Annotated in this window: 18 protein-coding genes; 13 read left to right on the forward strand and 5 right to left on the reverse strand. The window is 45.8% G+C overall.

Translation table 11 applies throughout. The features are described 5' to 3' along the window. Positions 1–39: 39 nt before the first annotated feature. Both MAQ5080_RS12705 and MAQ5080_RS12710 read right to left on the reverse strand, forming a co-directional pair. Positions 40–1335 (reverse strand): imelysin family protein, encoded by a 1296-nt coding sequence (locus MAQ5080_RS12705; protein WP_067211302.1) that lies wholly within the window; start codon positions 1333–1335, stop codon positions 40–42. A gap of 161 nt (positions 1336–1496) precedes the next feature. After that, on the reverse strand, positions 1497–2072 hold the full coding sequence (locus MAQ5080_RS12710) for a hypothetical protein (RefSeq protein ID WP_067211299.1): 576 nt from the start codon (positions 2070–2072) through the stop codon (positions 1497–1499). A 308-nt stretch (positions 2073–2380) separates the two neighbouring features. Between MAQ5080_RS12710 and MAQ5080_RS12715 the strand changes: the two genes are divergently transcribed. The 5 genes from MAQ5080_RS12715 (at position 2381) to MAQ5080_RS12735 (ending at position 12663) form a co-directional block, all read left to right on the forward strand. Continuing rightward, a complete protein-coding gene (locus MAQ5080_RS12715; RefSeq protein WP_067211297.1) occupies positions 2381–3562 on the forward strand; it encodes a BaiN/RdsA family NAD(P)/FAD-dependent oxidoreductase in 1182 nt (393 codons plus the stop codon). A gap of 400 nt (positions 3563–3962) precedes the next feature. Further along, the gene (locus tag MAQ5080_RS12720; RefSeq protein WP_067211294.1) at positions 3963–5138 is read left to right on the forward strand and encodes a DUF6161 domain-containing protein; all 1176 of its coding nucleotides are present in this window, start codon (positions 3963–3965) and stop codon (positions 5136–5138) included. A gap of 46 nt (positions 5139–5184) precedes the next feature. After that, the gene (proA, locus tag MAQ5080_RS12725; RefSeq protein WP_067211291.1) at positions 5185–10989 is read left to right on the forward strand and encodes an anti-phage protein ProA; all 5805 of its coding nucleotides are present in this window, start codon (positions 5185–5187) and stop codon (positions 10987–10989) included. Between the two features lie 11 nt (positions 10990–11000). Then, a complete protein-coding gene (locus MAQ5080_RS12730) occupies positions 11001–11642 on the forward strand; it encodes a hypothetical protein (protein ID WP_067211288.1) in 642 nt (213 codons plus the stop codon). 151 nt (positions 11643–11793) lie between these two features. Beyond that, positions 11794–12663, forward strand: a complete 870-nt coding sequence (locus MAQ5080_RS12735; protein WP_067211285.1) for an aldo/keto reductase — start codon at positions 11794–11796, stop codon at positions 12661–12663. Between the two features lie 77 nt (positions 12664–12740). On the opposite strand, the gene MAQ5080_RS12740 is transcribed toward MAQ5080_RS12735, so the two are convergent. After that, complete coding sequence (locus MAQ5080_RS12740) at positions 12741–13133, reverse strand: hypothetical protein (protein ID WP_067211283.1); 393 nt, start codon at positions 13131–13133, stop codon at positions 12741–12743. 201 nt (positions 13134–13334) lie between these two features. Between MAQ5080_RS12740 and MAQ5080_RS12745 the strand changes: the two genes are divergently transcribed. The 3 genes from MAQ5080_RS12745 to MAQ5080_RS12755 all read left to right on the forward strand — a co-directional run bounded on the left by MAQ5080_RS12745 (position 13335) and on the right by MAQ5080_RS12755 (position 16474). Next, positions 13335–14270 (forward strand): ADP-ribosylglycohydrolase family protein, encoded by a 936-nt coding sequence (locus MAQ5080_RS12745; RefSeq protein WP_067211280.1) that lies wholly within the window; start codon positions 13335–13337, stop codon positions 14268–14270. A gap of 89 nt (positions 14271–14359) precedes the next feature. Then, positions 14360–15331 (forward strand): acyltransferase family protein, encoded by a 972-nt coding sequence (locus tag MAQ5080_RS12750; RefSeq protein ID WP_067211277.1) that lies wholly within the window; start codon positions 14360–14362, stop codon positions 15329–15331. Between the two features lie 183 nt (positions 15332–15514). After that, positions 15515–16474 (forward strand): AraC family transcriptional regulator, encoded by a 960-nt coding sequence (locus tag MAQ5080_RS12755; protein WP_067211273.1) that lies wholly within the window; start codon positions 15515–15517, stop codon positions 16472–16474. An 89-nt stretch (positions 16475–16563) separates the two neighbouring features. Here the strand turns inward: MAQ5080_RS12755 and MAQ5080_RS12760 are convergent, their stop codons facing one another. Then, positions 16564–17640 carry a hypothetical protein gene (locus MAQ5080_RS12760; RefSeq protein ID WP_067211270.1) on the reverse strand — a complete coding sequence of 359 codons (1077 nt, stop codon included), beginning with the start codon at positions 17638–17640 and terminating at the stop codon, positions 16564–16566. 349 nt (positions 17641–17989) lie between these two features. On the opposite strand from MAQ5080_RS12760, the gene MAQ5080_RS12765 reads away from it, so the two are divergent. Beyond that, on the forward strand, positions 17990–18238 hold the full coding sequence (locus MAQ5080_RS12765) for a hypothetical protein (RefSeq protein WP_067211267.1): 249 nt from the start codon (positions 17990–17992) through the stop codon (positions 18236–18238). A gap of 30 nt (positions 18239–18268) precedes the next feature. Here MAQ5080_RS12765 and MAQ5080_RS12770 read toward each other — a convergent pair whose 3' ends face one another. Then, positions 18269–19465 (reverse strand): MFS transporter, encoded by a 1197-nt coding sequence (locus MAQ5080_RS12770; protein WP_067211264.1) that lies wholly within the window; start codon positions 19463–19465, stop codon positions 18269–18271. Positions 19466–19725: 260 nt separating this feature from the next. Here MAQ5080_RS12770 and MAQ5080_RS12775 point away from each other — a divergent pair, with 260 nt between their 5' ends. The 4 genes from MAQ5080_RS12775 to MAQ5080_RS12790 all read left to right on the forward strand — a co-directional run bounded on the left by MAQ5080_RS12775 (position 19726) and on the right by MAQ5080_RS12790 (position 26149). Next, a complete protein-coding gene (locus MAQ5080_RS12775) occupies positions 19726–20118 on the forward strand; it encodes a hypothetical protein (RefSeq protein ID WP_156496584.1) in 393 nt (130 codons plus the stop codon). 77 nt (positions 20119–20195) lie between these two features. Further along, entirely contained in the window at positions 20196–21512 is a 1317-nt protein-coding gene (locus MAQ5080_RS12780; protein WP_082861108.1) for a TolC family protein, read from the forward strand. Continuing rightward, entirely contained in the window at positions 21509–23014 is a 1506-nt protein-coding gene (locus MAQ5080_RS12785; protein WP_067211255.1) for an efflux RND transporter periplasmic adaptor subunit, read from the forward strand. The genes MAQ5080_RS12780 and MAQ5080_RS12785 overlap by 4 nt, the downstream gene beginning before the upstream one ends. Before the next feature lie 9 nt (positions 23015–23023). After that, positions 23024–26149 carry an efflux RND transporter permease subunit gene (locus MAQ5080_RS12790; RefSeq protein WP_067211253.1) on the forward strand — a complete coding sequence of 1042 codons (3126 nt, stop codon included), beginning with the start codon at positions 23024–23026 and terminating at the stop codon, positions 26147–26149. Positions 26150–26165: the final 16 nt, after the last annotated feature.

A 26165-nucleotide genomic window follows, 5' to 3' on the forward strand; every position in this document is an offset into this window, starting at 1 on the left:
CCTCAGTCACCCCTTTGCATTACAGGAAAAGCGGATCGCTTACTCGAACACTGCGCCTGGATTATCCAAGCTATCCGAACCTTCTAGAGCAATGCCTTGTAGGTCAAGCGCACGAATGATTTCTTCTGTGGTACGTGTTTGATCAACCAGAGAGTCAACAAAGGTTTGTACCAGTGCATTACCTGCTGTGTTGTTCATGGCAATCAAGACATCAAATGTTTGGCCTTGTTTGGCTGCTTCTACCATGGCCTTACCTGCTGCATCAGTCGCCAAAAGGTCAGCCTTCATTTCAACGTCAAGAGCTGGGTTTTGTGCCACGATCAGCGCAGACAATGATGGGCCTTTCACCCAGCTGCCATCAACACGTTGGTACTCACCAAGGTAAACGTTCTCGATACCTTTGGCATCGTAGTAGTGCGAGTTGTGTGTGTTGTCAGAGAAGCAATCGTGTTCTTCTTCTGGGTCATGCAACATTAGACCAAGCTTAGTACGCTCGCCACCTAGTTCACCGTACGCCAAGCTGCCCATGCCCGTTAGGATAGTGCTCAGACCTTCTGCAGTAGACTGATCTAGTAGCGCGGCACGCGCGTCGCCGCCTTGTTGCCAAGCATTCGCCATGAATTTAAGGTCAGATACGAGCAGCTCAGTCGCCGCAGATAGGTATTGACGACGACGGTCACAATTACCGTTCGTACAGTTATCTAGATCAAAGTCCGTTGCAGGGCGCTCGCCTGCACCTGGGTTAGTACCGTGTAGGTCTTGACCCCAAAGTAGGAATTCAATGGCGTGGTAACCGCTGGCAACGTTGGCTTCAACGCCGTCTGCTTCTTGTAGGTAGTCAGAAATCAGCTCGGGAGTAATATTAGACGCATCGACTTGCTCACCGCCGATCACCAATGATGAATTCGCCACCACGTTGGCAGTGTACAGCGGGTTGATGTCAGACTCAGAACCGTAAGAAGTGGCTGAAACATAGTCGATCAGACCTTCGTCTAAAGGCCAAGCGTTGACTTTGCCTTCCCAATCGTCAACGAATGCGTTACCGAAACGGTAGACTTCTGTTTGTTGGTAAGGCACACGGGCAGCGATCCAAGCGTCTTTTGCTGCTTGTAAGTTCGCTTCAGTCGGCGCAGCGAGAAAAGCGTTGATTTTAGACTCAAGCGTCAGCGCTGTTGTGTAAGAATCACCGTAAGCTGCTTCGGCAATATCAGCATAATGAACGACAACGCTTTCAGGCGTGACTGCCGTGCTTTCAGGTTTGACTGATTGAGTACCACATGCCGTTAGAAGACCTGCAGCAACCACTGCTGCAATAGGGGTCAAAACTTTTTTCATTACTTACCACTCCGTATGCAAATTGTGTCCGCATTCTATTGAAAATGAAAACGATTATCAATGGTGCTTTTAATTCAATAACTCACAATTTGATTTAGCGCAAAACCTCGTGGTCAGTGGACACTTTGTGTCAGGGCATATGCTAGCGGCGCTACAGAGAGTTACTCACAGGTTACACCGAATTGACTCAGTGAATCTGTGGACAATCGATATTGACAGCTCGAATCACGGAAGTGATTGCCAGACTCCCAAGATATCGACACGGTTTCAGGGACGCTCTGTTTATAACTTGGAATAAAGCGGTAGGAGGCGAGTACTTCTATTTCACTGTTCGGGCCTAGCTCTAGGGAATGGCCGATTAAGCGCTGGCGGGTAGCCGGATCGTAAAGGGTGTAATCTGTGGTGTATTCACGGTTGCCACTTTCATGCTCAAAATAGAGCCAAATCTTGCGATACGTCACCGAGGCATTGCTAGGGTTCTTCAAGGTAAACTTGGTAAAGATTTGCTGTGGCACAGATAGCGATTGGCTTGCTTTTACAAAGCCCTGTTCAGGCGCGGCACCTTGCCATGGTGTTTGGCCGCCAAAAGAAATCGTTGCCAGCTCGATCTTGGCATCAGCAACGCTTTCATTGGCATAAGAGAGTAGGTCTTTGGCTGGCGCATACATGGCGACAACAATGGCCAGCAGGGCAAAAAATTGAGTTTTACCGCGTAAGTAGTGGATTAAAGCGTTCATAAAAGCACCTTTACTGTATCGATATACAGTACTGTATATAAAAACAGTTTAAGGGTGCAAGCCTTTTGTTGACGTTTTATTGAACAAAATTCGAAATTGATACAGAGCGGCGCGTTGAAAGAAAATCTAAAAAACGCTTGCTTTAAAAAATATCACTGATTTATAAGGGAAAAACGGGAATTCCCACAGTCTTTTTCACGGTTTCTGTGGAAATAAGCTGGAACGCCTTTTGCTGTATGGGATTGCACAATGTGGGCATATTTTTCATCAGTTAGGTATAATGCGCCTCTCAATATACAGGGGTAATAATGGAAAATTTCGACGTCGTCATCATCGGAGCAGGTGCTTCAGGCTTATTTTGTGCTGCGCAAGCGGGTTATCGTGGCCGTAAGGTACTAGTTCTGGATCACGCTAATAAAGCGGGAAAAAAGATCCTTATGTCTGGCGGTGGTCGCTGTAACTTTACCAACCTGGATGCCGCGCCTAAGCATTTTCTATCGGCGAATCCACATTTCTGCATTTCCGCCTTGAAGCGCTATACCCCAAATGACTTTGTTGAACTGGTCGATCGACATGGACTCGAATACGTTGAAAAGGCACCTGGACAATACTTTTGTCAGCATTCTGCCAAAGATTTGCTCAATATCCTGCTTACTGAGTGTGAATGGTCTGGCTCGGAAATTCGTCTGGATACCAGCATTAAAACCATCGCTAAGCAGGAACAAGGTTTTCATCTCCTCACTTCTCAGGGCGAAATCCAATGTGAATCCTTGGTGGTGGCGAGCGGGGGCTTGTCTATCCCAACCCTAGGGGCGTCAGGTTATGGCCACCAAGTGGCAGAGCAGTTTGGCTTAAAAGTATTGCCAAGACGTGCCAGCCTAGTGCCGATTACCATTCAACCGACCATGAAAGAAAAGTTATCCACACTCTCTGGCGTCAGTGTGGAGATTGAGGCCAGCGCCAATGGTATGAGCTTTAAAGAGCCCATGTTATTTACCCATCGTGGCATCAGTGGACCGGCTATTCTTCAAATCAGTAACTTCTGGCAACCAGGCGATGAGCTACAACTAAACCTGTTGCCCGATCTAGACCCAGAGGCCCATTTTAAAGCCCTACGCAACGATAAACCGAAACGCGCTCTAGAAACCGAGCTCAACAGCCTGCTGCCAAAACGTTTAGTGGAAGTAATCAAACAAGACCTGCCTTGGATGAGCAAACCCATGGCTGAGTTATCCAATGATAATCTCGCTGAGTTGATTCAATATCTTACTCACTTTGACGTACAGCCGAATGGCACCGAAGGCTATCGTACTGCCGAAGTGACCCTCGGTGGCATCGATACTAACGAAGTCAGCTCGAAAACCTTCGAGTGCAACAGTGTGAAAGGTCTGTACTTTATTGGTGAAGTGCTCGATGTCACCGGCTTTTTGGGGGGCTACAACTTCCAGTTCGCTTGGTCGTCAGGTTTTGCCGCTGGGCAGTTTGTGTGATTGGATTCAAACAATTAAACCATATACTTTGTAATGAACCTTAAACTTTTGGCGAAAAAACTAGGAATTGCACCGTAAACTTTTCCAAGGCCAAAAATTGATTAAAAGCCTCTATCTTATTCAGGACGGGGGCTTTCGTGTTTTTAAAGCTAATTTCTTAGAAACATGAAATTAAACCGTATACTTTTATTCAATGCACAGATTTAGTGCATTGAAAGCTGCTTCCCCAAACTTTGTCTGCTTACACGTTCCTTACGCTATAGGCCTATGGTAGATTCTTCTTATATAAGGTTTATAACCGCTACGGTATTGTGGCGGCAGATGATCAGGGCGTGCGGACAGTGAGTACTTTCATCCTATGAAGCAAAGTGCTCGTCAGATGTTTTTAGGGATTGTAAGAATGGATGAAGCATCAAAAACAAAGAGAATTACGATAAAGACTGAAACAGGAAGTAAGTGGTTTGATGCTCCTCAAAAATTAATACAATGGATTCAAGACCAACGAAAGTCATATTCCACCCTAAAACAACTAGCGCAGCAATATAACGTTAATTTTGGGCAATTGGATAGTGCTTGGAATACCTTGCACAATACGGCTAGTCGCCTTCAGCAGCTAAGTAATCAGCCTGATCAATACGATGTTCATATTAGTCAATTTCAAAAGCAATTTTCGGACTTTTTAAACCGAAAAGAAATTTTTACCGAAGATGCCCCCTTCTTTAGTTTTTTTTCATCACAAAAAGAGGTTTCTTCCATAAAAGGACTTGCAGTTCTAGTTGATCATTTTGGTTGGAATTTTAAGCCAATCGATTATCAAATGTTGCGAGCCCTTGAGGAAACTCAAGATTATTTCGATGGTAATCAGCAAGCTGTAAACGATCAAGCTCAAACTATGCAAACCCTTAGGCATAGCTGGGATATGGAACTTACAGAGCATCGCGATATTTGGACAGCAAACTACATTGATCAGCTTAATAATGTTGAACAGCTTAAGGAAGAGGCTAATTCTTTAATTAAGGAATGGTCTTTAACCCAATCAGAACACAAGCTTGCATTGCAAGAAAAGCTTGAGAAGGCTGAAACTGATCTTGAGAACTTACGGCGCACCTATGATGAAGAGCTATCATTACGTGCGCCTGTTAAGTACTGGAAAATGCAACACGAAAGCCATCATCAAAAGGCTGTCGGCTTTGGCATTGTTTTGCTCGTAGTTACGCTCATAGTTCTTTGTACCATTATTGGATTTTCTGCCTACACTCTAGATATGTCGTTAAAGGATGTAACTTTGAGCAAAATCTTCGCTGCGGCAGCTATTACGACCATAGGCTTGTGGCTTATCAAAATTCTAGCCAACATATTTATGTCGCACTTGCATTTAGCTACCGATGCACAAGAGCGAAGAACCATGATTCATACTTATTTGGCTTTAATTCGAAAGGTGCAAGGTCCTGCTGAAGACGATAGGCAGCTCATTCTGCAAACGCTTTTTAGGCCTAGCTCAACTGATATGATCAAGAATGACCAAGGGCCCAGTCAGCTAGTTGATATGATCAATAGGCTTTCGACCAAACAGTAATACTAGTAACTAAGGGAGTAGTTTCTCTTAAGGGTTAGGGATCACCATGACAACCAATACCACTTCTACCTTCTGTAAACTATCTGTTCAGTTGGTTAATAAAATCAATTTTGCTAGCCACCAGAGTTCGTTTTCTATTTTGAGAGAAATCCAATTAGAAAACATATCAGATGAGGTATTAGAAAACTTAGAGATCCGTTTAACGTCCTCTCCTGCGTTTTTGAAACCAAAAACATGGAAAGTCGATCGCTTGTCAGCTGGGTCTGTTTTGCCTATCAAAGAGCGTGACCTTGAGCTGGATGGTGGTTTTTTAATGGGGCTTACAGAATCAATTTCAGGCTTGATAACTGTTGTGGTTTATCAAGGTGATGAACTTCTTGCTGAAAGTGATCATAAAGTGGATCTGCTGGCTCATAATGAATGGGGGGGCGCAGAATACATGCCAGAGTTGCTGGCTGCATTCTGTACGCCTAACAATGTAGCAGTTGATCGCATTCTGAAAGATGCTAGTCGAGTGTTAAGGCAAGCTGGAAAGCCAGATCAGATTGATGGGTATGTGTCTAAAAGTCGAGAGCGCGTTTGGTCAATTGCCTCATCTATTTATACTGCTATTGCAAACCTTCAATTAAGCTATGCACTTCCTCCATCAAGTTTCGAACGTAATGGTCAAAAAGTCCGCTTTCACAATCAAGTAATCGAATCAGGCTTGGCGACGTGTTTAGATTCGACAATGTTGTTTGCGGCTGCTTTTGAGCAAGCTGGCTTGAATCCCCTTATAGTGTTGAAAGAAGGCCATGCTTTAGTTGGTCTATGGCTTCAGCCTGAGGAGTTATCGGCGGTAACTACAGATGAAGCGGAAGTTCTTCGTAAGCGCTTACCAGATCATGAATTGATCCTAATTGAAACAACGCTTGTAACAAATCATCCTACAGTATCCTTCTCAAAAGCAATTGAGAGAGGCTGTCAGGCTATATCTATGGACGAAGACGATCTCTTTGAATTGGCCATTGATATCCGTCGAGCCCGCTCTCATAAGATTCGACCATTGGGTTTTGTTCAACAATCGTCACGGTTAGATGCCTCACTAGAGTCAAATACTTCAAGTGATGAGGTACTTGAGGAAGCTCCAAGTTTGCCTGATTTTGAGGACGAATCGTTTGAACAAGAGCCAATAAAAACACCTGGTGGCAGACTTGATCGATGGCAACGAAAACTTCTAGAGCTTTCTGCGCGAAACCCTTTACTTAACCATAAAGATGGTAGAGCAAGTTTATCGTTCGTGGCTCCAGATGCGGGATTGTTAGAGGATTTATTAGCGGATGGAGCTCGTATCTCTATTTCGCCATTTCCAGAGTTGTCTTCGAGCAAGCAGGATTCAGAGATTCATGAGCAACGCACGGGCGAAAATATTCAGAAGGACTACGCTTGTGATGCTCTTAATAAAAAGCAGCTATTAGTTAATTTAACTGAAGATGAACTTAATAAACGTGCTGTTGAAATTTACCGTAAAGCTCAAACTTCAATGCAAGAAGGCGGTTCAAATACACTCTATTTAGCGATTGGCTTTTTATTTTGGAAGCAAAATAAAAAAGATGGGAAGCGCTACCGTGCACCTTTAATCTTGTTGCCAGTTGCTCTTGAGCGTAAGTCTGTACGTAGTGGTATTAAGATTATTGCAGGTGATGATGAGCCAACGTTCAACACCACTTTATTAGAAATGTTGAAGCGTGATTTTGGTATTGATCTAGGGTATCTAGCTGGTGACTTACCTAAAGACGATTCAGGGCTAGATGTAGCCAAGATATTTAGTTGGGTACGAGCTGCTGTGAAGGATGCAGCTGGATTTGAACTAGTCGATCAAGTTGCTTTAGGTCATTTTTCTTTTGCTAAATATCTTATGTGGAAGGATTTAGTTGATCGAGCAGATCAGCTGAAGCAAAGCCCTGTGGTTAAGCATTTATTGGAAACACCTAGGGAGCGCTATGATTCTGACATCTCGTTTGTTGAACCCAATCAATTAGATTATCAATTTAATCCATCGGATTTATTGACCCCATTGCCAGCTGACTCATCGCAAATGGCTGCTGTTGCCACCGCTGATAGAGGCAAAGATTTTGTGATCATCGGCCCTCCTGGTACAGGTAAAAGCCAAACCATTAGTAACCTTATTGCCCATATGTTGGGTAAAGGAAAGAAAGTCCTGTTTGTTTCTGAGAAAACGGCAGCACTTGAAGTTGTTCATCGCCGATTAAAAGATATTGGACTTGGTTCATTCTGTTTGGAGTTGCATTCAAATAAAGCAAAAAAAGCAGACGTATTAGCTCAGCTAAATGCTTCTTGGACTCAAAGTAACTCTTATACGGCAGAGACTTGGCATAGTAAGTCTGAGCAGCTTAAACATGATAGAGACAAACTCAATAACTTAGTTGAAGCATTACACCGTAAGCGTAGTAATGGTTTGACGGCCCATTATGCGATGGGAATAAAAGTTCGAGATGCACATCTACTGGATAAGGTTGAGTTATCTTGGAGCACTGCAAGTGATCACACTCAACAAGATTTAGATCAAATGCGTCATGCAGTAGCAAACCTTTCTGTGCAAGCAAGTGCGATAGGTACAATAAATCAACATCCTTTATCATACATTCAGGCTGATGATTGGGGACCTGCGTGGCAGGATGCTTTGATTCATAGCGCTCAAACATTAAAAGACACAGCTATCGAAGCAAAAAAAGCTGTAGAAGATTTTGTAAATGCACTGGGATTTGAATTTGGCGCTATTTCACTTAACCAACTCGCTATGTTAGAGGAGTTAGGGCAAGTATTATTAGACTCATACCGAACTCAATCAGGTTTTGCTCTTGAACCCGATGGCCAAGATCTAATCGAAGCTTTGGAACAAGCAGTAACGCTACTTCAAAGCTATATTCGACTACAAAGTGAGTTAAGCTGTGATTACGCTCCTTTATCTTGGAAAAGTATTGATCCAGAAGCACTAAAATCTGATTGGGATTCCGCGAATGAGTCGTGGTGGTTGAAACGCATTTTTGCAACACGAAGGATTATTAAAGACGTTAAAGCAAAAGGAGCCTTGGGAGAGCCGGATCTTGATCAAGATATCCAAGTATTATTAGATCTTAAGCAGAAAGGAGAGTCTATTGCAGAGCTAGACAATCAGCTTTCTAGCCTAAAAGATTGGAAGAGCCATGATACAAAACCTGATGTAGTTACCTCGTTGCAGTTGATTGGCGTTCGAGCTCGTAAAGCCGTGAGCCAGATGGCAACAGACACAGAAACATTGATGGCTTTGCGAAGTAAGGTACGCACTTTGCTTCATGATGGAAATGATCTATTAGCGCCTGATGGAATTGTTGGAATTGCCATTAACCGAATGATTTCAAGCACGTCGAAGTTTGAAGTTTCATTTAATGATTTTAAGTTAAAAGCTGCTAGTGAAAGAGTTAACTCGTTAGAACACTTCGATGAAGTTATAGAATTGTCAGATATTGTGTTGTCGAAGCAATCGGGTCTCAAATCTTGGTGTGCTTGGAATAAACGTAAACATGAAGCTCAAAATTTACGATTAGGCTCACTTGTAGATGCTATTGAGACAGGTGTGATTGCTGCACCTCAAGCAGAAGATGCTTTTGAGGCCGCTTACTGTGCATGGTGGTCAAAGGTAGTCATTGATGAGGATCGTGTATTGAGAGAGTTTTCTTCTCCTGAACATGAGCAGACCATTACAAACTTCCAGGAATTAGATAAAGAGTTTTGTCAATTAACAGCCCAGTATATTGCAGCAAAGTTATCAGGACAGATACCAAGTACTGATGCAGGAACACGAGCAAGTTCATGGGGAATACTTCGTCATGAAATTCAAAAGAAAACAAGACATAAGCCTGTACGACAACTGTTGGAAGAAGCCCCAGATGCAGTGACTACACTTGCTCCATGTATGATGATGTCCCCATTATCTATTGCTCAATTTCTTGGAGCTGGAAAGAATTTATTCGACGTTGTGATTTTTGATGAAGCTTCACAGATTACCGTATGGGATGCAGTTGGAGCTTTAGCACGAGGCAAACAAGTTATTGTTGCTGGTGACCCCAAACAGATGCCACCTACGAATTTCTTTGGGCGTTCTGATAGCGACCCTGATGGTGATGTCGATGGTGAAGGAGATTTGGAAAGTATCCTTGATGAATTATTAGGGGCATCAATTCCTCAAAGATTGTTAAACCTACATTATCGCTCACGAAGAGAAAGTCTGATTGCATTCTCAAATAGTAATTATTACGACAGTTCATTAGTGACTTTCCCTGCCCCAGTACATCCTGATAATGGCGTTAGGTTGGTAAAACCAAATGGTTTTTATGCTCGTGGTAAAGCGCGACACAACCAAGGAGAGGCCAAAGCAGTTGTTGCAGAGATTATTGATCGTTTAAAAAGTGATGATGAAGTTATACGTAACCAGTCTATAGGGGTTGTGACCTTTAATACTGAGCAGCAATCATTAATTCAAGATTTACTTGATGAGGCTCGTAGTGAAGATCCAAGTATTGAATGGGCATTCGCAGAAGATCACTTGGAGTCGGTGTTTGTTAAAAATCTTGAAACTGTTCAAGGTGATGAACGGGATGTAATTCTATTTAGTATTACCTATGGCCCCGATGAGTCTGGGCATGTAGCTATGAACTTTGGTCCTCTTAATAGAACAGGTGGTGAGCGCCGGTTAAATGTTGCAATGACTCGTGCTCGCTCTGAAATGGTAGTCTTTTCAATTCTAAGTCCTGATCGTATTGATCTATCCAGAACTCAATCACGGGCTGTGGCTGATTTGAAACATTTTCTTGAGTATGCGGAACGCGGTCCTGTAGAACTGGGTTCACAAAGTAAAGGTTCTCAAGGTGACTTTGAATCACCATTTGAAATGGCTGTAGCAAAAGAATTAGAGGCTAAAGGATGGCAACTACATCCTCAAGTTGGTGTTTCGGCTTACCGTATTGATATGGGGATCGTTCATCCTGACTTGCCAGGACGTTACTTAGCTGGCATTGAATGTGATGGTGCTATGTATCATAGCTCAGCTTATGCGAGGGAGCGCGATAAGATTCGTCAATCCGTTCTTGAAAGTTTGGGATGGACAATTGTCCGAGTTTGGTCAACAGATTGGTGGGTTAATAAAACAGCATCATTAGATCAGTTACACCAACGGCTAGAGGAATTATTAGAGAATAGTCGTGCGGAGATAGAATTAGAGAAAGCAAAGGCTGAAGAAAAGGCGCGGGATAAGAAGGCTGTTGAAGCACTTGAAGAAAGAGAATCCACAGAAATAGACGAATCTAAGCAGCTTTATGCCCGCAAGCAAATGATTTCTTCGGATAATGAAAAACTTGAGGAGTATGTGGTTACTGATTTAAGAGATCTGGAAGCATCATCAGATCGCTTCTATGATGATGACTATCTGCCTACAGTAGAAAAAATGGTTAGTCGAGTGATTGAAGTTGAATCTCCGATACATCAAGACATTTTATGTAAGCGTATTGCAAGGCATCATGGTTTTAAGCGTACAGGTAATCAAATCAAAGAAAGAATATGCTCAGTAGCAGATAGATTCTTCACAACAGAAGAAGATGTCGGTGTTTTCTATTGGAAAGAGAATAATATGAAAATTCCTGTTCGAGCTTTCCATCGAGATACAGATATGAGCAAAGTGGAAAACATCTCTAGAGAAGAAATAATCGCCATTATGGAAGCCACTGGAGATTCAGGAGACTTTTCAGAGTTTGCTAGAGTTGTAGGGATTAGGCGAATTACACAACAGATTCGCGAAAGATTGATACTAATATAAGAGGAAATACTATGGACAGCTTGAATCCAAACTTCATTGATGCTCTTGAAGAAGATTTTGATTCTTTAATTGTAAGTGCGCTAATTTCGGCAATTAAAGTTAAATGCATAAATGAAGCAGTTGTATTGATTGAACAAGGCTTTGAAATTGATGAGTCAGATTGGTTCGGAAGCTCTGAGGTTGGGGATGTTGAGAATTCAAGAGAATTGTTCATTAGGGAGCTTTTTTTACTAAGTCATAATGAAAGTGTATTGATTGGGACTTTGGCGTCTAAATTTCCTGATGCTGCACTTAGATATTTTTATGAAAAGAGTTTTGATGAGTATGAAAATGGTTTTTACCGAATAAATTCAACGGTGGATCTTCTTCAAACTCTTTTGGGATTACTTAAAGGAAGTGAGGAAGACTATTTTATATTACTGCATCTGTCTAGTGTGATTACAGAAGTTTTAAATAAAAAAACTAAAGAAATATATGGGATGTATTGCTTCCTTGGATTTGATAGGTTTGAAAATGTCTCAATTGAAATTGCAGATGTTATTATTGAGTTATCTAAGAGGAAAGTTTCTTCAGGCTTAAGTGAAATTATTTGGGATATATACAAGTTAGCACTATCTGGTTTTATTTCTGTTATGTTTGAAGATGATAACTAAACTACGCGAATTCAACTCCGAAGTTCACACTACAATCCCATGGCTCCACTGATTCATGAATCTGCTGCACATACCTATTCTGTTTAGCCCTCTCAATAGCTGCTAGGCTTTGCTTTACAATGAAGTTCTTTACCGTGATGGAGGAATAGACGTGGAATATGCAGTACTAAGCAACAATCTTGAGATGCCGATGGCGGGTTTTGGGGTATTTCAGGTGACGGACAAGGAGGAGTGCAAGCACTCTGTCTTGAATGCGATTCGTGCGGGCTACCGTCTGATTGATACCGCTGCGGTGTATGGTAATGAAGATGCTGTGGGTGAGGCGGTTCGTGACGCCATCGCCGAGGGGCTGTGTACGCGCGAAGAGTTGTTTATCACCTCGAAGCTTTGGGTGCAGGATATGGAAAATTTTGCGACGGCTGAGGCGGGTATCGACGCATCCCTAGAAAAATCGGGTCTTGAATACTTCGATCTATACCTGTTGCACCAAGCGATGAAAGACTATTTTAGTGCTTGGCGTGCTATGGAAGCCGCTTATGAGGCGGGCAAGTTAAAAGCCATTGGTGTGTCGAACTTCTACGCCCACGTGCTGACAAATTTCTGCGAGACGGTGCGTATTAAGCCAATGGTCAACCAAATTGAGCTGCACCCTTACCACGCACAAACCGAAGCGTTGGCGACGATGAAACATTACAATGTTCAGCCAGAGGCTTGGGCGCCTCTAGGTGGTGGTCGTCATAAGCCTTTTACTGAAGCAACGCTGCGCCAGATTGCTGAGGCCCATGGGAAGTCGATTGCTCAGGTGGCACTGCGCTGGAATGTACAGCGTGGCGTGACTGTGATCCCGAAATCGGTGCACCCTGAACGTATTGCGGAAAACTATGCTATTTGGGATTTTGCTTTGACGGAGCAAGAAATGGAACAAATCAGCGCGCTGGACTTGGGTTATGTTGGCGATACCATCAAGCATTTCAATCCAGATTTCGTGCGCGGCTGCTTAGGCGTTAAAATTCACGACTAGCGCTGGGCAAAATGGGCTTTTTATTTCACTGTGAATTGGGAGCCCATCCTCTTCAATAGAGTCTTCGTTATCTGCTGCTAGCGTTTGACTTGCAAATGTATCACCGCCTCTTTGTTGATGGTTTCTGAGTCAATAAACTGACCATTTGAGGCGGTGATGCCACCGTTTAAAATACACTGTTGATATTCCCCAAGGCTCACGAAAAAGGGCTGTTGGTCCTCGTCTAACAGCTCAAAGCTGGTTTCAAATACGTTATAGGGTGGCATGGAAAGTCTTAATACTGCGACCAAGGCTGCAAAGCCTTTCTTATCAATCTGTTCTTCAATCTCGCATAGCGTGTAATAGTCAATATTGGGGTTTGATTTGACCAAAATGGCGATTTGCGTCCAAGTACTACCCTGTGGGTATAGGGTGTCGTCGATGAGCTGAGCGAGCCGTTTTTGTGTGAGTTTAATCTGAGTACTGTCCATAGTCTGAAATCCGTTGTTTATCATTAAAAATATAGTCCAGATAGTCAGGTTTTTAAGTATGTGTTCCGTTTAAAGCGTTACGTTACTGTTAAAAGTAGTCGATGTAAGGTGCTCATGGGGTGTTAAATGTAATGTTTTAATAACGCTCGGCAGGCCTTGTTTGCCTTCTATAAATTAAATTTATCGTTAAGAGGGAAGCTTATGCAGCAAGTATTTATGGAAGACCGTGTGGTCGGCGCTTTGGTGGGACTCGCCTGCGGTGATGCCTTGGGCACGACACTGGAGTTTAAAGTACCGGGTAGTTTCTCCCCTATCACTGATATGACCGGCGGTGGGCCATTTCGCTTGGCAAAAGGGGAGTGGACCGACGATACCTCGATGGCCTTGTGTTTGGGTTTTAGTTTGTTGGAGCGAAACGGCTTCGACGCTCAAGATCAGATGTCGCGCTATTTGCGTTGGCAGCAGGAAGGCTATTTAAGCAGTAATGGCAGCTGTTTTGATATCGGCATGACCGTATCCAACGCCTTGATGAATTACGAAGAAACCCTTGATCCATTTAGTGGTCAGGAAGATGAGAGTTACTCTGGTAATGGATCCATTATGCGTTTGGCTCCGGTGGCGATGTATTATGCCCACGATTTACCCAGCTGTATTAAGTTAGCAGGCGAGAGTTCCCGCACCACTCATGGCTCACCTTTGTGCATTGATGCCTGTAAGCTGTTGGCTGAGTTGCTGGTGCGTGCCTTTCAGGCTGAATCGAAATCCGAAATCTTTGCGGATTTAAGCAAACGGCCCTATCGAGAAGAGTTTGCACCGCTGCTGGATAAGTCCTTTAGCGCATTGGCATACGATCAGATTAAGGGGTCGGGGTTTGTGGTCGAGTCCTTGATCGCGGCCTTGTGGTGTTTCTATCAAGGCAAAAACTATCGTGAGGCCGTGTTATTAGCCGCCAACTTGGGGGACGATGCTGACACCACGGCGGCTATTTGTGGTCAGATCGCCGGTGCATTTTATGGCTTGGCGGGTATTCCAGAAGACTGGCATCGTGCGATTGCAATGGACTTTGAAATTAAGCATCTGGCGCGTCAATTGTACCGTCAAGGCGTACAGCGTATGACTGTCTCTGCAACGCCTTAATACTCATATTTCTGCAACGCCTTAATACTCATATTTCTGCAACCATAAACTGTTACAACCACTGATTAAATACATCAAGTGGAGGGTTTATGGCGCGCTCAGTATTGCTCGATTTACTTCGTATTATGGCCATCAGTCTGGTGTTTGTCGCGCACTTCGGACAAGTGCTCGACCACTGGACAGGCGAGTTCTTTGGTATCAAAAACTTCTACTATGTGAGTTTAGGGGGCGTTGGCGTCAGCATGTTTTTGGTGCTATCCGGTGTCTTAGCCGGTTTAACGGATTTGCCGAAAAACACTCCGTTTTTTCGCTATCTGGGCAAAAAAATCCTGCGTATCTACCCTCTGTATTGGCTGTCAATCCCAGTGGTCATAGTGGCTTATCTGCTGGAAGGCTTGATGATGGAAGGAGAGTGGCGCCAGGTTTTTCCTAATGGATTTGTGACCGATGTGCTTGGCAGTTTGACCGGTTTCTATGCTTGGTTTGGCCTATGGGGCGGGCCTTACAATCCGCCCAGTTGGTTTATTGCTTTAATTATTACGCTCTATGCTGTGTTTCCTCTGCTGGCCTTTAGTATGCGTCGCTGGCCCAATCCAACCTTAGTGGTCTTGTTGCTGATAAGTGTGCTCAGCCGTTGGTATGTGGGTCAATATGGTGTGCCCTTTGTTCCTAGCAACTGGCTAGACGATGTCGAAAGTTGGGCTTATCGCCTGTACGGCTTTATGCCTGGTCGACCTGGGGATTGGTTTATTTTGTGCCGAATTTTTGAGTTTGGCCTAGGTATTTGGCTAGCGCTTAAGCTTAGGACGACCTCATGGGCGGTGCTAAATGGCTTACCGAACTGGCTGAAACAGCCGATTGCCTTCCTGAGTGACTTGTCTTTTGCGCTGTTTTTAATTCACGTGCCATTTTTATTTTTGCTGACATGGTTGATGGAACTAGGGGTAAATGTGATGGTCGCCATTACCTTGGTGTTCGCGATCACGCTGGCTTTAGCATACCAACTGCAGCGATTGGATAGCAAAATGCCACGTAAACGTTGGTTTTATAAAGGCTCCTAGTCGCTTCAGTAGGGGCTAATATAGAGTGCCTATGCTAATAATTTATAGTTGTTTCACAAATTTGGATGACCTACTTTGGAAAACAAGCATTAGACTCTGATTGTTTAGTCTATAAACAAAGTGTCTAAGGGAATCACTCTCTATCCTTGGTTACATAACAATAATTATATGTTGGGGGTTGATATGACAATTTGTCTAACTGCTTGTGATCATGAGGCCAGTGGCATTTCTGCTCAGTCCGTGTCCAGTTTTCTGATGAGTAAGTGCTTTGGAGAGCACGAGCTGATCCAGAAATCATCCTACTGTTCATCGGCTGGAATTAAATTTAAAAGCTTTGGTGATCTGTCCATCTCAGAACACAGCTTTGGCTGTGAAGTGCAGATGCAAACGCCAATGATGTCAGATATATACCATCTACAGGTCATTCTTAGCGGCGAAAGCTTGGTGCAATGTCATGGTAAGACGCGCCATTTAAAAACCGGGGATGCGCTAATCGTGTCACCAAACTCTCCTTTGGTAAGCGATTACAGCGCTGATTGCCGTAAGTTAATTATCCGTATCCCGGTGCATTTTTTGATGCAAACGGCGCGTGAATTTGGTTATCGAACAACGAATGAGTCGATTGTGTTTGAGTTCGAGCAGCAACCACTGCCGACGTCTGGCTCCTTTATCAGTTTGTTGAATGATATTTTGCAGCAGCCACAGGGGAGTTTGTGTGATCGTGGTTTGATGTATTACAGCAAACTCTTAGCCAATGCGATCTTTGGTACCTTTGCTTGTAATCTTAGTCAGGGCAATGGCGTGCAAGTAAGCCAGAACCGCTTGATTGAACGCATTCGCGAACATGTTCTTAGCCATATTACACAGGATATTAGCATCGATGAGTTGGCGGAAATCTGTCACATCAGCCGCAAGTCGCTTTACAATCTGTGTGATCGTGAGTTGGGAATGACGCCCTCTGCATATGTGCGTTGCTTAAAACTTGAAAGTGTTCATTCGGAGTTGAGTCAAAACGACAGTATTCGTAATGTGACTGAGGTTGCCATGAAATATGGTTTCACTAACTTGGGGCGCTTTTCGGCTCAATATCGTGATCATATTGGCGAGTTGCCATCGCAGACGTTACGTAGTATTGCTTGTTAAATTTTTTTTGTTCTTTAAACGCAAAGAACCCAGGCAAAGGGGAGCCTGGGTTCTTTGTAGTCGCTTACAGCAATAAGTGAATCAGAACGTTAGAACTTGTACATTGCCATCAGTTCAACCTGCTGACCTGCAGGACGTTTTGATGTGCCTGCTGAGGATGGTGGACGGTTACCAGCGTTTTGATCACGTAGCTCAATACCTAGCTCAACGTTAGGCATGTAAGTGTAGATCATGTTTACCGCTGTCTGTTTCAATGTGTCTTCAGATAGGCTAGTTTCGTCTGCTTTAACTTGGCCGTAGCGCAGGTTTGCACGAACCTTGTCTGAGAACTTATGACCGATACCGGCACTGAAACCAGTGGTGGTGATCATGTCGCCGTTGGCATCTACTTCCATTTGCGCGTCAAGACCGCGAGCACCGTTGTAACCCCAACCAGCGTAGATGGCCGCACCTTCACCCGTGAAACCACTTAGGCTGAAGGTGGTGTCGCCGAACTTAAGTTTGGTCGCGAGCGAGACAGCAACACCGTAATCAGATTCATCATCTGAAGTCACGCCTGGTGTGGTATCCACTTCACGGCCCGTCACTGCAACGTTGAATGCATGGCCATTGGTACGGTAAGAGTATTGAGCAACCGCATCTGGTGTATCAGCATTGCTGTACAATGGATCTTGCAAGGTTAGACGCAAACCATCTTTCACGTAATGGATCACTAGGTCTGGGCGAATTGGCGCGCCGTTACCCGCGATGGTACCGATGCCTAGACCCCAGAAATTCATGATTTCAGTATCGAATGGAGCGTTAGCAAAGAATTGCCCGTTCCATGTCTGACCAACGGTTAGGTTGTCAATATTGATGTAGGCATGACGTAGACGCCAAGCGTAGCTACTGTCTGTAGCCGTGTTGTTGTCCCAGAAGTCGCCTTCAATGAAGCCGCGAACTTTGTGACCATCTACCATGCTAGATGTGCTTAGGTTAAAACGAGATTGACGTACGCTACCTTCTACAGTGTTTTCACCTGCATCAGGTTGGTCAAATACTGTCTCTGCCTTTAAGTAGCCTCCAACACTAAACTTAGTGCCGTTGAACTCGCCTAAGTCCACGGCAAACATTTGCGTAGAAAGACCTGCTGCTAATACAGCTAACGCTACCTTAGTTTTCATCATACTTTACAGCCTTCATTATTATCATTGTTAATAAGGTGTAATAACTATGGCAAAGCGGCGTAAATCCGAATATTCAAATAGTGTAATCTTTGTACATTGTGCAAATAAAAAGGCTCTCACTGAAAGCAAGAGCCTTTTGCAGGCTGAACATATACAGAAAGGAAAACGAAGTTTGGCCGCTAAAACTTAAGGTGAGCTTAAAGGTGTAAGTAGTTTTTATGCCAAGTTCTGGTACATGAACCAAAGCCTTAAGATAGGTCAAATAATAGACAGCTGTAACATAATGGCATAATCACTGCGTTATAACTGCTCCTGCCAACTAATTGAGGTTTTGCACAGGAGGTTAATCATGTCTATTCATTTAGAAGTGTTTGCAGGAAGCGATATTCGAGTAGCAGAGTTACAAGAAGGACGCTACTTCAATAAAGCGGATTTGTTGCGTGTGTCTGGACAGACAGCAAAGCATGAATCAGAGACTCAGTACCTAGACATTTTAGAAGCGTCTAAACTGCTAGGTTATGGCAAAGAGAGCATGCTCGAAGCGATGCAGTTATGGGCACCACATTTGTGTAGAAAGCACATGGTGGAAGTGCATTAAGCAAGGCTTCGAACTTCGCTCAAAAGCGCATTATTCAATGCGCTTTTTTTGTAATGAGGCAAGGGTCAGGACAAGCGTGACCATCATCACTGCGCCAGTTAATGGCATATTGCTGCTGACACCGAACTGATCAATAAAGGTACCGCTTAAAGCTGCGCCAATAATCGCCGCCACTTGCAGTGCGGCGGAATACAAACCACCTGCTGCTTCGGCGGCATCGGGCAAGGCTTTGGTAATCCAAGTAGACCAGATAATGGGCAATACCGCGCCAAAGAAGCCCCAGCAAGCGATCAAGAAGTAGGCCAGCGGATGTATGCTTTGCCCTAACAGCAGGGCAAAAGCCACGATGACCATGGTGAAAGGCATCCCCAGTAAAATTTGCTTCAGTGCTTTTTGTGCTAGAAAGCCCGCGAAGGTTGCACCAACAAAACTCGCCACCCCAAACAAGACCCACGACATGGAGATCTGCTCGATGTTAAAGCCCAGATAGAGTTCCATATAAGGACGCATATAGATGTACAGCATCTGGTTGCCGGTAAAGCTTAATAGCATGGCAATGAAGGCTAAGGCGACGCCTGGGCGTTTTAGGATTTTAGCGATGCCGTCATGGTGCGCTTCACGCTGACTTTTGACCGAAGGCACGGTCAGCAGCTGGAGTGCAAAAATAGCAATTGAGATCACGCCTACGGCCACAAACACCACGCGCCAGCCTACTTGTTCACCAAAGTAGCTACCAAGTGGCGCTGCCGCGACCAATGCCAAGGACACACCAGAGAAAATAAAGGAAAACGCCGGACCGACGCGCTCAGCAGGCACCAACTTCATGGTAACGGCCGCAAGAATGGCCCAGAAGCCACCGACGGCAATGCCTAATAACACTCGGGCGCACAACAGTGTCCAAAAAGTCTGCGCCTGGGCGGTGACGAAGCAAGAGATGATCAGTAGCAGGCTAAAGCTGAGAATGAGATGACGTCGATCCACCTTGATCAATAGGGACGGCAGGATCAAACCCGATAGCATGGCCACAGCGGCGGTGGTTGAGATCATCTGACCTGCAATGCCCATGGAAATATTCAATTCTTGGGCCATTTGGGTGAGTAAGCTGACAGGTAATAGCTCAGCGGAAATCAGTGCCGCAACACCGAGCATCATGGCTAAAATAGCCCACCAGTTAGAAGAAGCAGGGCTGGATTCAGCTTGCTCAAAAGCCGCTTGGGAAGTACTCATAAATAATTAACTCTTAGACATCCATTATAGGAAGGGAAGGGAGGCAGCCTGCCCAATTGGCGTTAGTATAAGTTTTGAGCAGAGTGATCAGTTTGCCCAATCCTTTTCAATGTTTGTCCTATTGTATAAAAGTGAACTATGGCTAAGAGAGAAGCGATAAATAATTAGCATGGAGTATAAAAGTGTTTGATTTCACTACACATCTTTATTAACGTTGACTGAAATTTACAGTGAACGTGATCTTCAAGCCGATGCGACAAATGCAGCCATCTAATCAAGTGAGTACCAAGCAGGGCTATCTGTGCCTGCTGCTATTGCTTGTGGCGTTGGTATTTTCCAGTCTTGCATCGTTAAAAATGACACTTTCTATGTTGCCTGATGGTTCTACTATGGACGCCATGCCAATGGTGCATGTCGATACTCAAGAGCATCAGCATTGTCACTCCGATACGGCTGCTTCGAACTGCAAAGTCAGCGATGACGGTGGTCATGACCATCAGGGCTGTACTCAGGCGCACTGCAGTACCTTGCCTGTTTTAGCCACGCCTTTCGATTTTATCTCCGTTGCTCATCATGTTGAGCAAAGTGAATTTAGCTCACCAATGACATTAAGTGGTGAGCCAAACATGCCGTATATCCCACCGATTGCCTAAAAGTTTATTCCCTATGTAACGCATTAAAGCGCGAGCTTTAGTGGTTTCTGTTTGAATAGATTTTATGAGCAAACAATATGTTCCACATTCGTATTCCTATGCTTCGTGCCTGTGGGGCACTAGGTCTTTTAGCGTTGGCTAGCTCTGCTTACGCTGAATCATTGACGCTTTCCCAAACTGTGACACAAGCACTTAAGCAAGACGCTTGGCTTGCTGCTAATAGTAAACAACAACAGTCTGCCATCGCTCTAAGTCAAGGTGCATTGGCGTTACCGGATCCCAAAATCTCTGTTGGCGTATTGAATATGCCGACGGACACTTTTGATTTCGAGCAAGAAGCCATGACACAGCTGAGTGTGCAGGTGACGCAGATGTTTCCGGTGGGCGATAGCTTACAAATCGGCAGCGATCAGCAGTTGGTCAAAGTAGAGCAAGCCAAGTGGCAGCGTGCCAACCGCGTTGCTTTGCTTGAAAAAGATGTCACACGTCTTTGGTTGAGCGCTTATTACTATCAACAAGCGCTGCAAATTGTGTCCCAAAGCAAACCCTTGTTCGAACAGTTAAATGATGCCGTGGCCAGTAATTACCGCGCCTCCTATGGATCGGCAAGGCAGCAAGACTTGCTGCGAGCTGAGCTTGAGCTAAGCAAGTTGGACCAGAGACTGATCGAACTGACTCAGGCCCGCGATAACGCTTTGAACCAGCTTAAGCAATATTTGCCACAGCAACTGGGCGAGCAACTGAGTGTAGCTCGCCGTGACCAAGCACTGGCAAAGCTAAGCATCAATGACAGCTTGAGCCATGAACAGATTGCTGTCTCACTGAGTCATCACCCGTTAGTCAAACTGATCGATATGCGCACCGATGGTGCGCACTTGGATCAATCTCTTGCTGAGCAAAAATACAAGCCGCAATGGGGAGTGACCTTGGGATATGGCTATCGTGGTGACACGCCAAACGGTAGTGATCGTGCGGATTTAGCGTCGTTAGCCGTCAGTGTCAGCATGCCGATTTTCTCGACTAGCCGTCAGGATGCGGAAGTGTCCGCCGCGCGTTTGCAGGCTGAAGCCTTAGCTTCAGATCGAGAGCTTTTGTTGAATGAATTGCTGTCACGCTATCAAGCGGTGATGGGTAACTGGACGCAGTTGAAAAAGCGTGAAGCCCTCTACCAGACCGAGCTATTACCCAAATACCACGCCAGTAGCGAAGCGGCGTTGAATGCCTATACCCGCGATGATGGTCGCTTTGTTGATATCGTCCAAGCACGTATCGCAGAGCTCAATGCACAAGTTGAACTGCTTGGTATTCAAGTCGAGCAAAGTAAACAAGCCGCCGAGCTGAACTACCTCATTACACGACATCAAGCACCCAGCAGTAAAGGAGAGCAATTATGAAAGCATTAGGCTATGTCGGCACATTAGTGCTGGGTGGGGTATTAACCTACGGGGCTTTGGAGCTTGGCTTGCTGCCAAATTCCGGTGCCAGCCAAGACAATGGTGTCGCCGCATCAGGTGAAAAAGAGCCGCTTTACTGGGTGGCACCGATGGATCCCAATTATCGTCGCGATGGGCCAGGAAAATCGCCCATGGGCATGGATTTGATCCCCTTTTACGGTGATGAAGGAGGTGAGCAAATGGGGGCTGGCACCATCAGCATTGCCCCCGAAGTGGTCAACAATTTAGGGGTACGCACCGGGCTTGCTGAACAAGGTCAGTTAAGCACCCACATCCGTACCGTGGGTTACTTAGGCTATAACGAAGAGCAAGTCGTGCATGTGCATCCGCGTGTGGATGGCTGGATCGAAAAGAGCTTTATTAAGACCAATGGTGACCAAGTGGAGCAAGGTGCGCCCTTGTTTGATTTGTATTCCCCCACCTTGGTCAATGCGCAAGAAGAATTCGTCTTTGCCCTAGGGCGCAAAGATTCACGCATGATCAAAGCTGCTGAAGAGCGTCTGCAGGCCCTGCAGGTGCCGCAAAGCTTTATTGATCGACTCAAGAAAACCCGCCAAGTATCCCAAACCGTGCGTTTTTACGCGCCACGTAGCGGCGTAGTCGATAACCTGTCGATTCAGGATGGCTTTTATGTGACGCCGGCGAAAACGCTGATGTCGATTGCGGATCTATCCGAGCTTTGGCTAGAGGCCGAAGTATTTGAACGTCAAGCAAGCTGGGTCAAAGTGGGTCAATCGGTGACTGCGGAGTTGGACTTTCTTCCAGGGCAGCGCTTTCAAAGCACGGTGGATTTTATCTACCCAACGTTGGATGCCAACACTCGAACTTTAAAAGTGCGAGTACGTTTGGCGAACCCAGATGGGCGTCTAAAACCTAAGATGTTTGCCCACATTGATATCAATGCAAGTCGCGACACACAAACGTTATTGGTGCCAAAAGAGGCCGTCATTCGTGGGGCCAAACAAAACCGAGTAGTGTTGGCACTGGGCGAAGGGCGCTTTAAATCGGTGGAGGTGCAAGTAGGCGCCTTTTCCGATGAGCAAGCGGAAATTCTAGCAGGCCTGCAGGCCGGTGATCGTGTCGTTACGTCGGCGCAATTCCTATTGGACTCTGAATCGAGCAAAACCTCAGACTTTAAACGCATGGCGGCACAAGAGAATATGCCCGAGATGGACATGAGTTCTGCCGAACAACAAACGCCACCAGAAAATGTTTGGGTCAATGCCAGCGTGAATAGCATTGATCTATCCAATGGCAAATTAAATGTGAATCACGCCGCGATTCCAGAGTGGAATTGGCCTGAGATGACCATGGATTTCCATGCTGCTGAGTGGCTTGACTTAGAGGCGTTACCACTGAATACACCGCTACAGCTTGAAGTTATCCGTGAAAGCAGTACGCGATATGTAGTGAGTGACTTCCTAAGCTCAGATGGCCAATAAGGAGGGCTTATGATTAATGCCATTATTCATTGGTCGATCCATAACCGCTTTATGGTGTTGTTGGCCAGTTTGATGCTCGTAGGGCTAGGTTTGTACTCGGTGAAAAATACACCGGTGGATGCTATCCCTGATTTATCTGATGTGCAGGTGATTGTTAAAACCAGTTACTCTGGGCAAGCACCGCAAGTAGTCGAAGATCAGGTGACTTACCCGCTGACTACGGCCATGTTGTCGGTGCCGGGGGCGCAAACCGTACGTGGTTTTTCATTCTTTGGTGACTCTTATGTATATGTGATTTTCGACGAAGATACCGATATGTATTGGGCGCGTAGCCGTGTACTGGAGTATTTAAGTCAGGTAGCGCCGTCCTTGCCGAGCAATGCGCGCCCACAATTAGGTCCTGATGCGACGGGTGTGGGTTGGGTGTATTTGTATGCCCTAGTGGACCGTACTGGTCAGCATGACTTGAGTGAATTGCGTTCGTTGCAGGACTGGTTCCTTAAATATGAGCTTCAGACCGTGCCTGGCGTGTCCGAAGTGGCACCGATTGGCGGTATGGTGAAGCAGTATCAAGTGCAGGTAAACCCTGAGAAGCTGCGCGCCTTTAATATGCCGTTGAGCCTGATCAAAATCGCGATTGAGCGTGGTAACCAAGAGGTGGGAGCCTCGGTGATTGAGATGGCCGAAGCCGAGTATATGGTGCGCACGACTGGCTATATCCAAGGTGTCGAGGATCTCGAGACCATTCCATTAGGTGCCAATGATCGTGGTGTGCCGATCTTACTTAAAGACGTTGCAGACGTGGTGGTGGGGCCACAAATGCGTCGTGGTGTTGCCGAGTTAAATGGTGAGGGTGAAGCGGTTGGTGGAGTCGTGGTGATGCGTTTCGGTGAGAATGCGCAGCAAACCATCAATGGTGTCAAAGCCAAGCTGGAAACCTTGAAAAAGAGCCTACCGGAAGGCGTCGAAGTGGTCACTGTCTACGATCGTTCGGGCTTGATTGACCGTGCGGTAGAGAATCTTTGGTCGAAGTTGATCGAAGAATTTATCGTTGTCGCACTAGTGTGTGTGGTGTTCCTGTTCCATGTGCGCTCATCCTTGGTAGCGATTATCAGTTTGCCCGTGGGGATTCTGGCGGCTTTTGTTGTTATGCACTGGCAAGGTATCAACGCCAACATCATGTCGTTGGGCGGTATTGCGATTGCCATCGGTGCCATGATTGATGGTGCGATCGTGATGATCGAGAACCTGCATAAACATATGGAGAAAACGCCGCTCACGCCGGAAAACCGTTGGCAGGTTGTCGCGAAAGCGGCCTCGGAAGTGGGTCCTGCGTTGTTCTTCAGTTTGCTGATCATTACCGTCAGCTTTGTGCCCGTGTTTACCTTGGAATCCCAAGAAGGGCGCATGTTCGGTCCTTTGGCGTACACTAAAACCTACGCCATGGCTGCCTCGGCGGCTCTGGCGATTACCCTGGTGCCGGTGCTAATGGGCTACTTTGTGCGTGGCAAAGTGTTACCTGAGCATAAAAACCCCATTAACCGTGCCCTGACGGCCATGTATTTACCTGTGCTGAAAAAAGCGCTGTTGTATCCCAAGGCTACCATTGTGCTGGCGGTTGTAGTGTTTGCCATCGGCATGTGGCCAGTGGATAAGCTAGGCAGTGAGTTTATTCCCAACTTGGATGAAGGGGATTTGATGTACATGCCAACGGCCTATCCAGGGATCTCCATTGGACAGGCGCGACAAACCCTGCAACAGACCAATAAGTTGATCGCGACGGTACCCGAGGTTGCAACCGTGTTTGGTAAAGTGGGGCGCGCGGAAACCGCCACCGACCCAGCGCCGCTGACCATGATCGAAACCTTTATTCAGCTTAAACCACGTTCTGAATGGCGTGAGGGCATGACCACAGAATCTTTGAAGCAAGAGCTGGATAAGTTAGTGCATATTCCGGGGATTACCAATGCCTGGGTGATGCCAATCAAAACCCGTATCGACATGCTGGCAACCGGGATTAAAACCCCTGTGGGCATCAAGGTGGCGGGGCCGGATTTAGCTGTGATTCAAGACATTGGTCAACAGCTGGAGCAGGTGTTGAGTCAGGTGGAAGGTACCGCCTCGGTGTACTCTGAGCGTGTGGCCGGAGGCCGTTATATCAAGGTTGATATCCAGAGGGCTAAGGCGGCGCGTTATGGCCTGAATATCCAAGACGTTCAGCTTTTGGTGGCCTCGGTGGTCGGTGGTATGAATGTTTCCACCACGGTAGAAGGTTTAGAGCGTTACCCGATTAATATCCGTTACCCGCAGTCCTATCGTGATTCACCTGAGCAATTGTCTTTGTTGCCAATCGTCACGCCAAGCGGGCAACGTATCGCATTGGGGGATGTGGCCAAGGTCTATCTGGAAGACGGCCCACCAGGGATTAAGAGTGAAAACGCCCGCCTCAACGGTTGGACCTTTGTTGACATCGACGGCATGGACTTGGGGCGTTATGTGGCGCACGCCAAACAAGTGGTAGCGGATGAAGTGGATTTGCCGGCGGGCTATTCCTTGAATTGGTCAGGTCAATACGAGTATATGGAGCGCGCTAAAGAGAAGCTGACCTATGTGGTGCCACTCACTATCGCCATCATCTTGGTACTGCTGTACCTAAACTTTCGCTCCGCCATGGAGGTCGCCATCATCATGGGCACCTTGCCATTTGCCATGGTTGGTAGTGTTTGGCTGATGTATTTGTTGGACTTTAATTTCTCTGTTGCGGTGGGGGTTGGCTTTATTGCCTTGGCCGGTGTGGCGGTGGAAATAGGTGTCATTATGTTGGTCTATCTCAACCAAGAGTGGCAAACCTTAAAGCAAGATGCCGCGAATCTAAGTCAAGAGCTACGCCAGCAGCGATTGCAGCAAGCAGTCTTACATGGTGCGGGATTGCGGGTGCGTCCGGTGATGATGACCTCTGCCTCCATCATTATCGGCTTGCTGCCGATCTTGTTTGCTACGGGCACAGGCTCTGAAGTGATGAGTCGTATTGCCGCGCCTATGGTGGGCGGCATGATCAGTGCGGTGGTGCTTACCCTCGTGGTGCTGCCGGCGGTGTACTATTTATGGAAACGCTTTGAGCTTGCCAAAGTGTGATCAGACAACCGGACGT

Source organism: Marinomonas aquimarina (assembly GCF_900089755.1).
In the GTDB taxonomy this organism is placed as follows: domain Bacteria; phylum Pseudomonadota; class Gammaproteobacteria; order Pseudomonadales; family Marinomonadaceae; genus Marinomonas; species Marinomonas aquimarina.

What these genes read in the sequence shown, in the direction of transcription:
- MAQ5080_RS12705 (WP_067211302.1), bottom strand. Translation starts at nt 1,335, where the DNA reads ATGAAAAAAGTTTTGACCCCTATTGCAGCAGTGGTTGCTGCAGGTCTT.
- MAQ5080_RS12710 (WP_067211299.1), bottom strand. Translation starts at nt 2,072, where the DNA reads ATGAACGCTTTAATCCACTACTTACGCGGTAAAACTCAATTTTTTGCC.
- MAQ5080_RS12715 (WP_067211297.1), top strand. Translation starts at nt 2,381, where the DNA reads ATGGAAAATTTCGACGTCGTCATCATCGGAGCAGGTGCTTCAGGCTTA.
- MAQ5080_RS12720 (WP_067211294.1), top strand. Translation starts at nt 3,963, where the DNA reads ATGGATGAAGCATCAAAAACAAAGAGAATTACGATAAAGACTGAAACA.
- proA (WP_067211291.1), top strand. Translation starts at nt 5,185, where the DNA reads ATGACAACCAATACCACTTCTACCTTCTGTAAACTATCTGTTCAGTTG.
- MAQ5080_RS12730 (WP_067211288.1), top strand. Translation starts at nt 11,001, where the DNA reads ATGGACAGCTTGAATCCAAACTTCATTGATGCTCTTGAAGAAGATTTT.
- MAQ5080_RS12740 (WP_067211283.1), bottom strand. Translation starts at nt 13,133, where the DNA reads ATGGACAGTACTCAGATTAAACTCACACAAAAACGGCTCGCTCAGCTC.
- MAQ5080_RS12745 (WP_067211280.1), top strand. Translation starts at nt 13,335, where the DNA reads ATGCAGCAAGTATTTATGGAAGACCGTGTGGTCGGCGCTTTGGTGGGA.
- MAQ5080_RS12750 (WP_067211277.1), top strand. Translation starts at nt 14,360, where the DNA reads ATGGCGCGCTCAGTATTGCTCGATTTACTTCGTATTATGGCCATCAGT.
- MAQ5080_RS12755 (WP_067211273.1), top strand. Translation starts at nt 15,515, where the DNA reads ATGACAATTTGTCTAACTGCTTGTGATCATGAGGCCAGTGGCATTTCT.
- MAQ5080_RS12760 (WP_067211270.1), bottom strand. Translation starts at nt 17,640, where the DNA reads ATGATGAAAACTAAGGTAGCGTTAGCTGTATTAGCAGCAGGTCTTTCT.
- MAQ5080_RS12765 (WP_067211267.1), top strand. Translation starts at nt 17,990, where the DNA reads ATGTCTATTCATTTAGAAGTGTTTGCAGGAAGCGATATTCGAGTAGCA.
- MAQ5080_RS12770 (WP_067211264.1), bottom strand. Translation starts at nt 19,465, where the DNA reads ATGAGTACTTCCCAAGCGGCTTTTGAGCAAGCTGAATCCAGCCCTGCT.
- MAQ5080_RS12775 (WP_156496584.1), top strand. Translation starts at nt 19,726, where the DNA reads ATGCAGCCATCTAATCAAGTGAGTACCAAGCAGGGCTATCTGTGCCTG.
- MAQ5080_RS12780 (WP_082861108.1), top strand. Translation starts at nt 20,196, where the DNA reads ATGTTCCACATTCGTATTCCTATGCTTCGTGCCTGTGGGGCACTAGGT.
- MAQ5080_RS12785 (WP_067211255.1), top strand. Translation starts at nt 21,509, where the DNA reads ATGAAAGCATTAGGCTATGTCGGCACATTAGTGCTGGGTGGGGTATTA.
- MAQ5080_RS12790 (WP_067211253.1), top strand. Translation starts at nt 23,024, where the DNA reads ATGATTAATGCCATTATTCATTGGTCGATCCATAACCGCTTTATGGTG.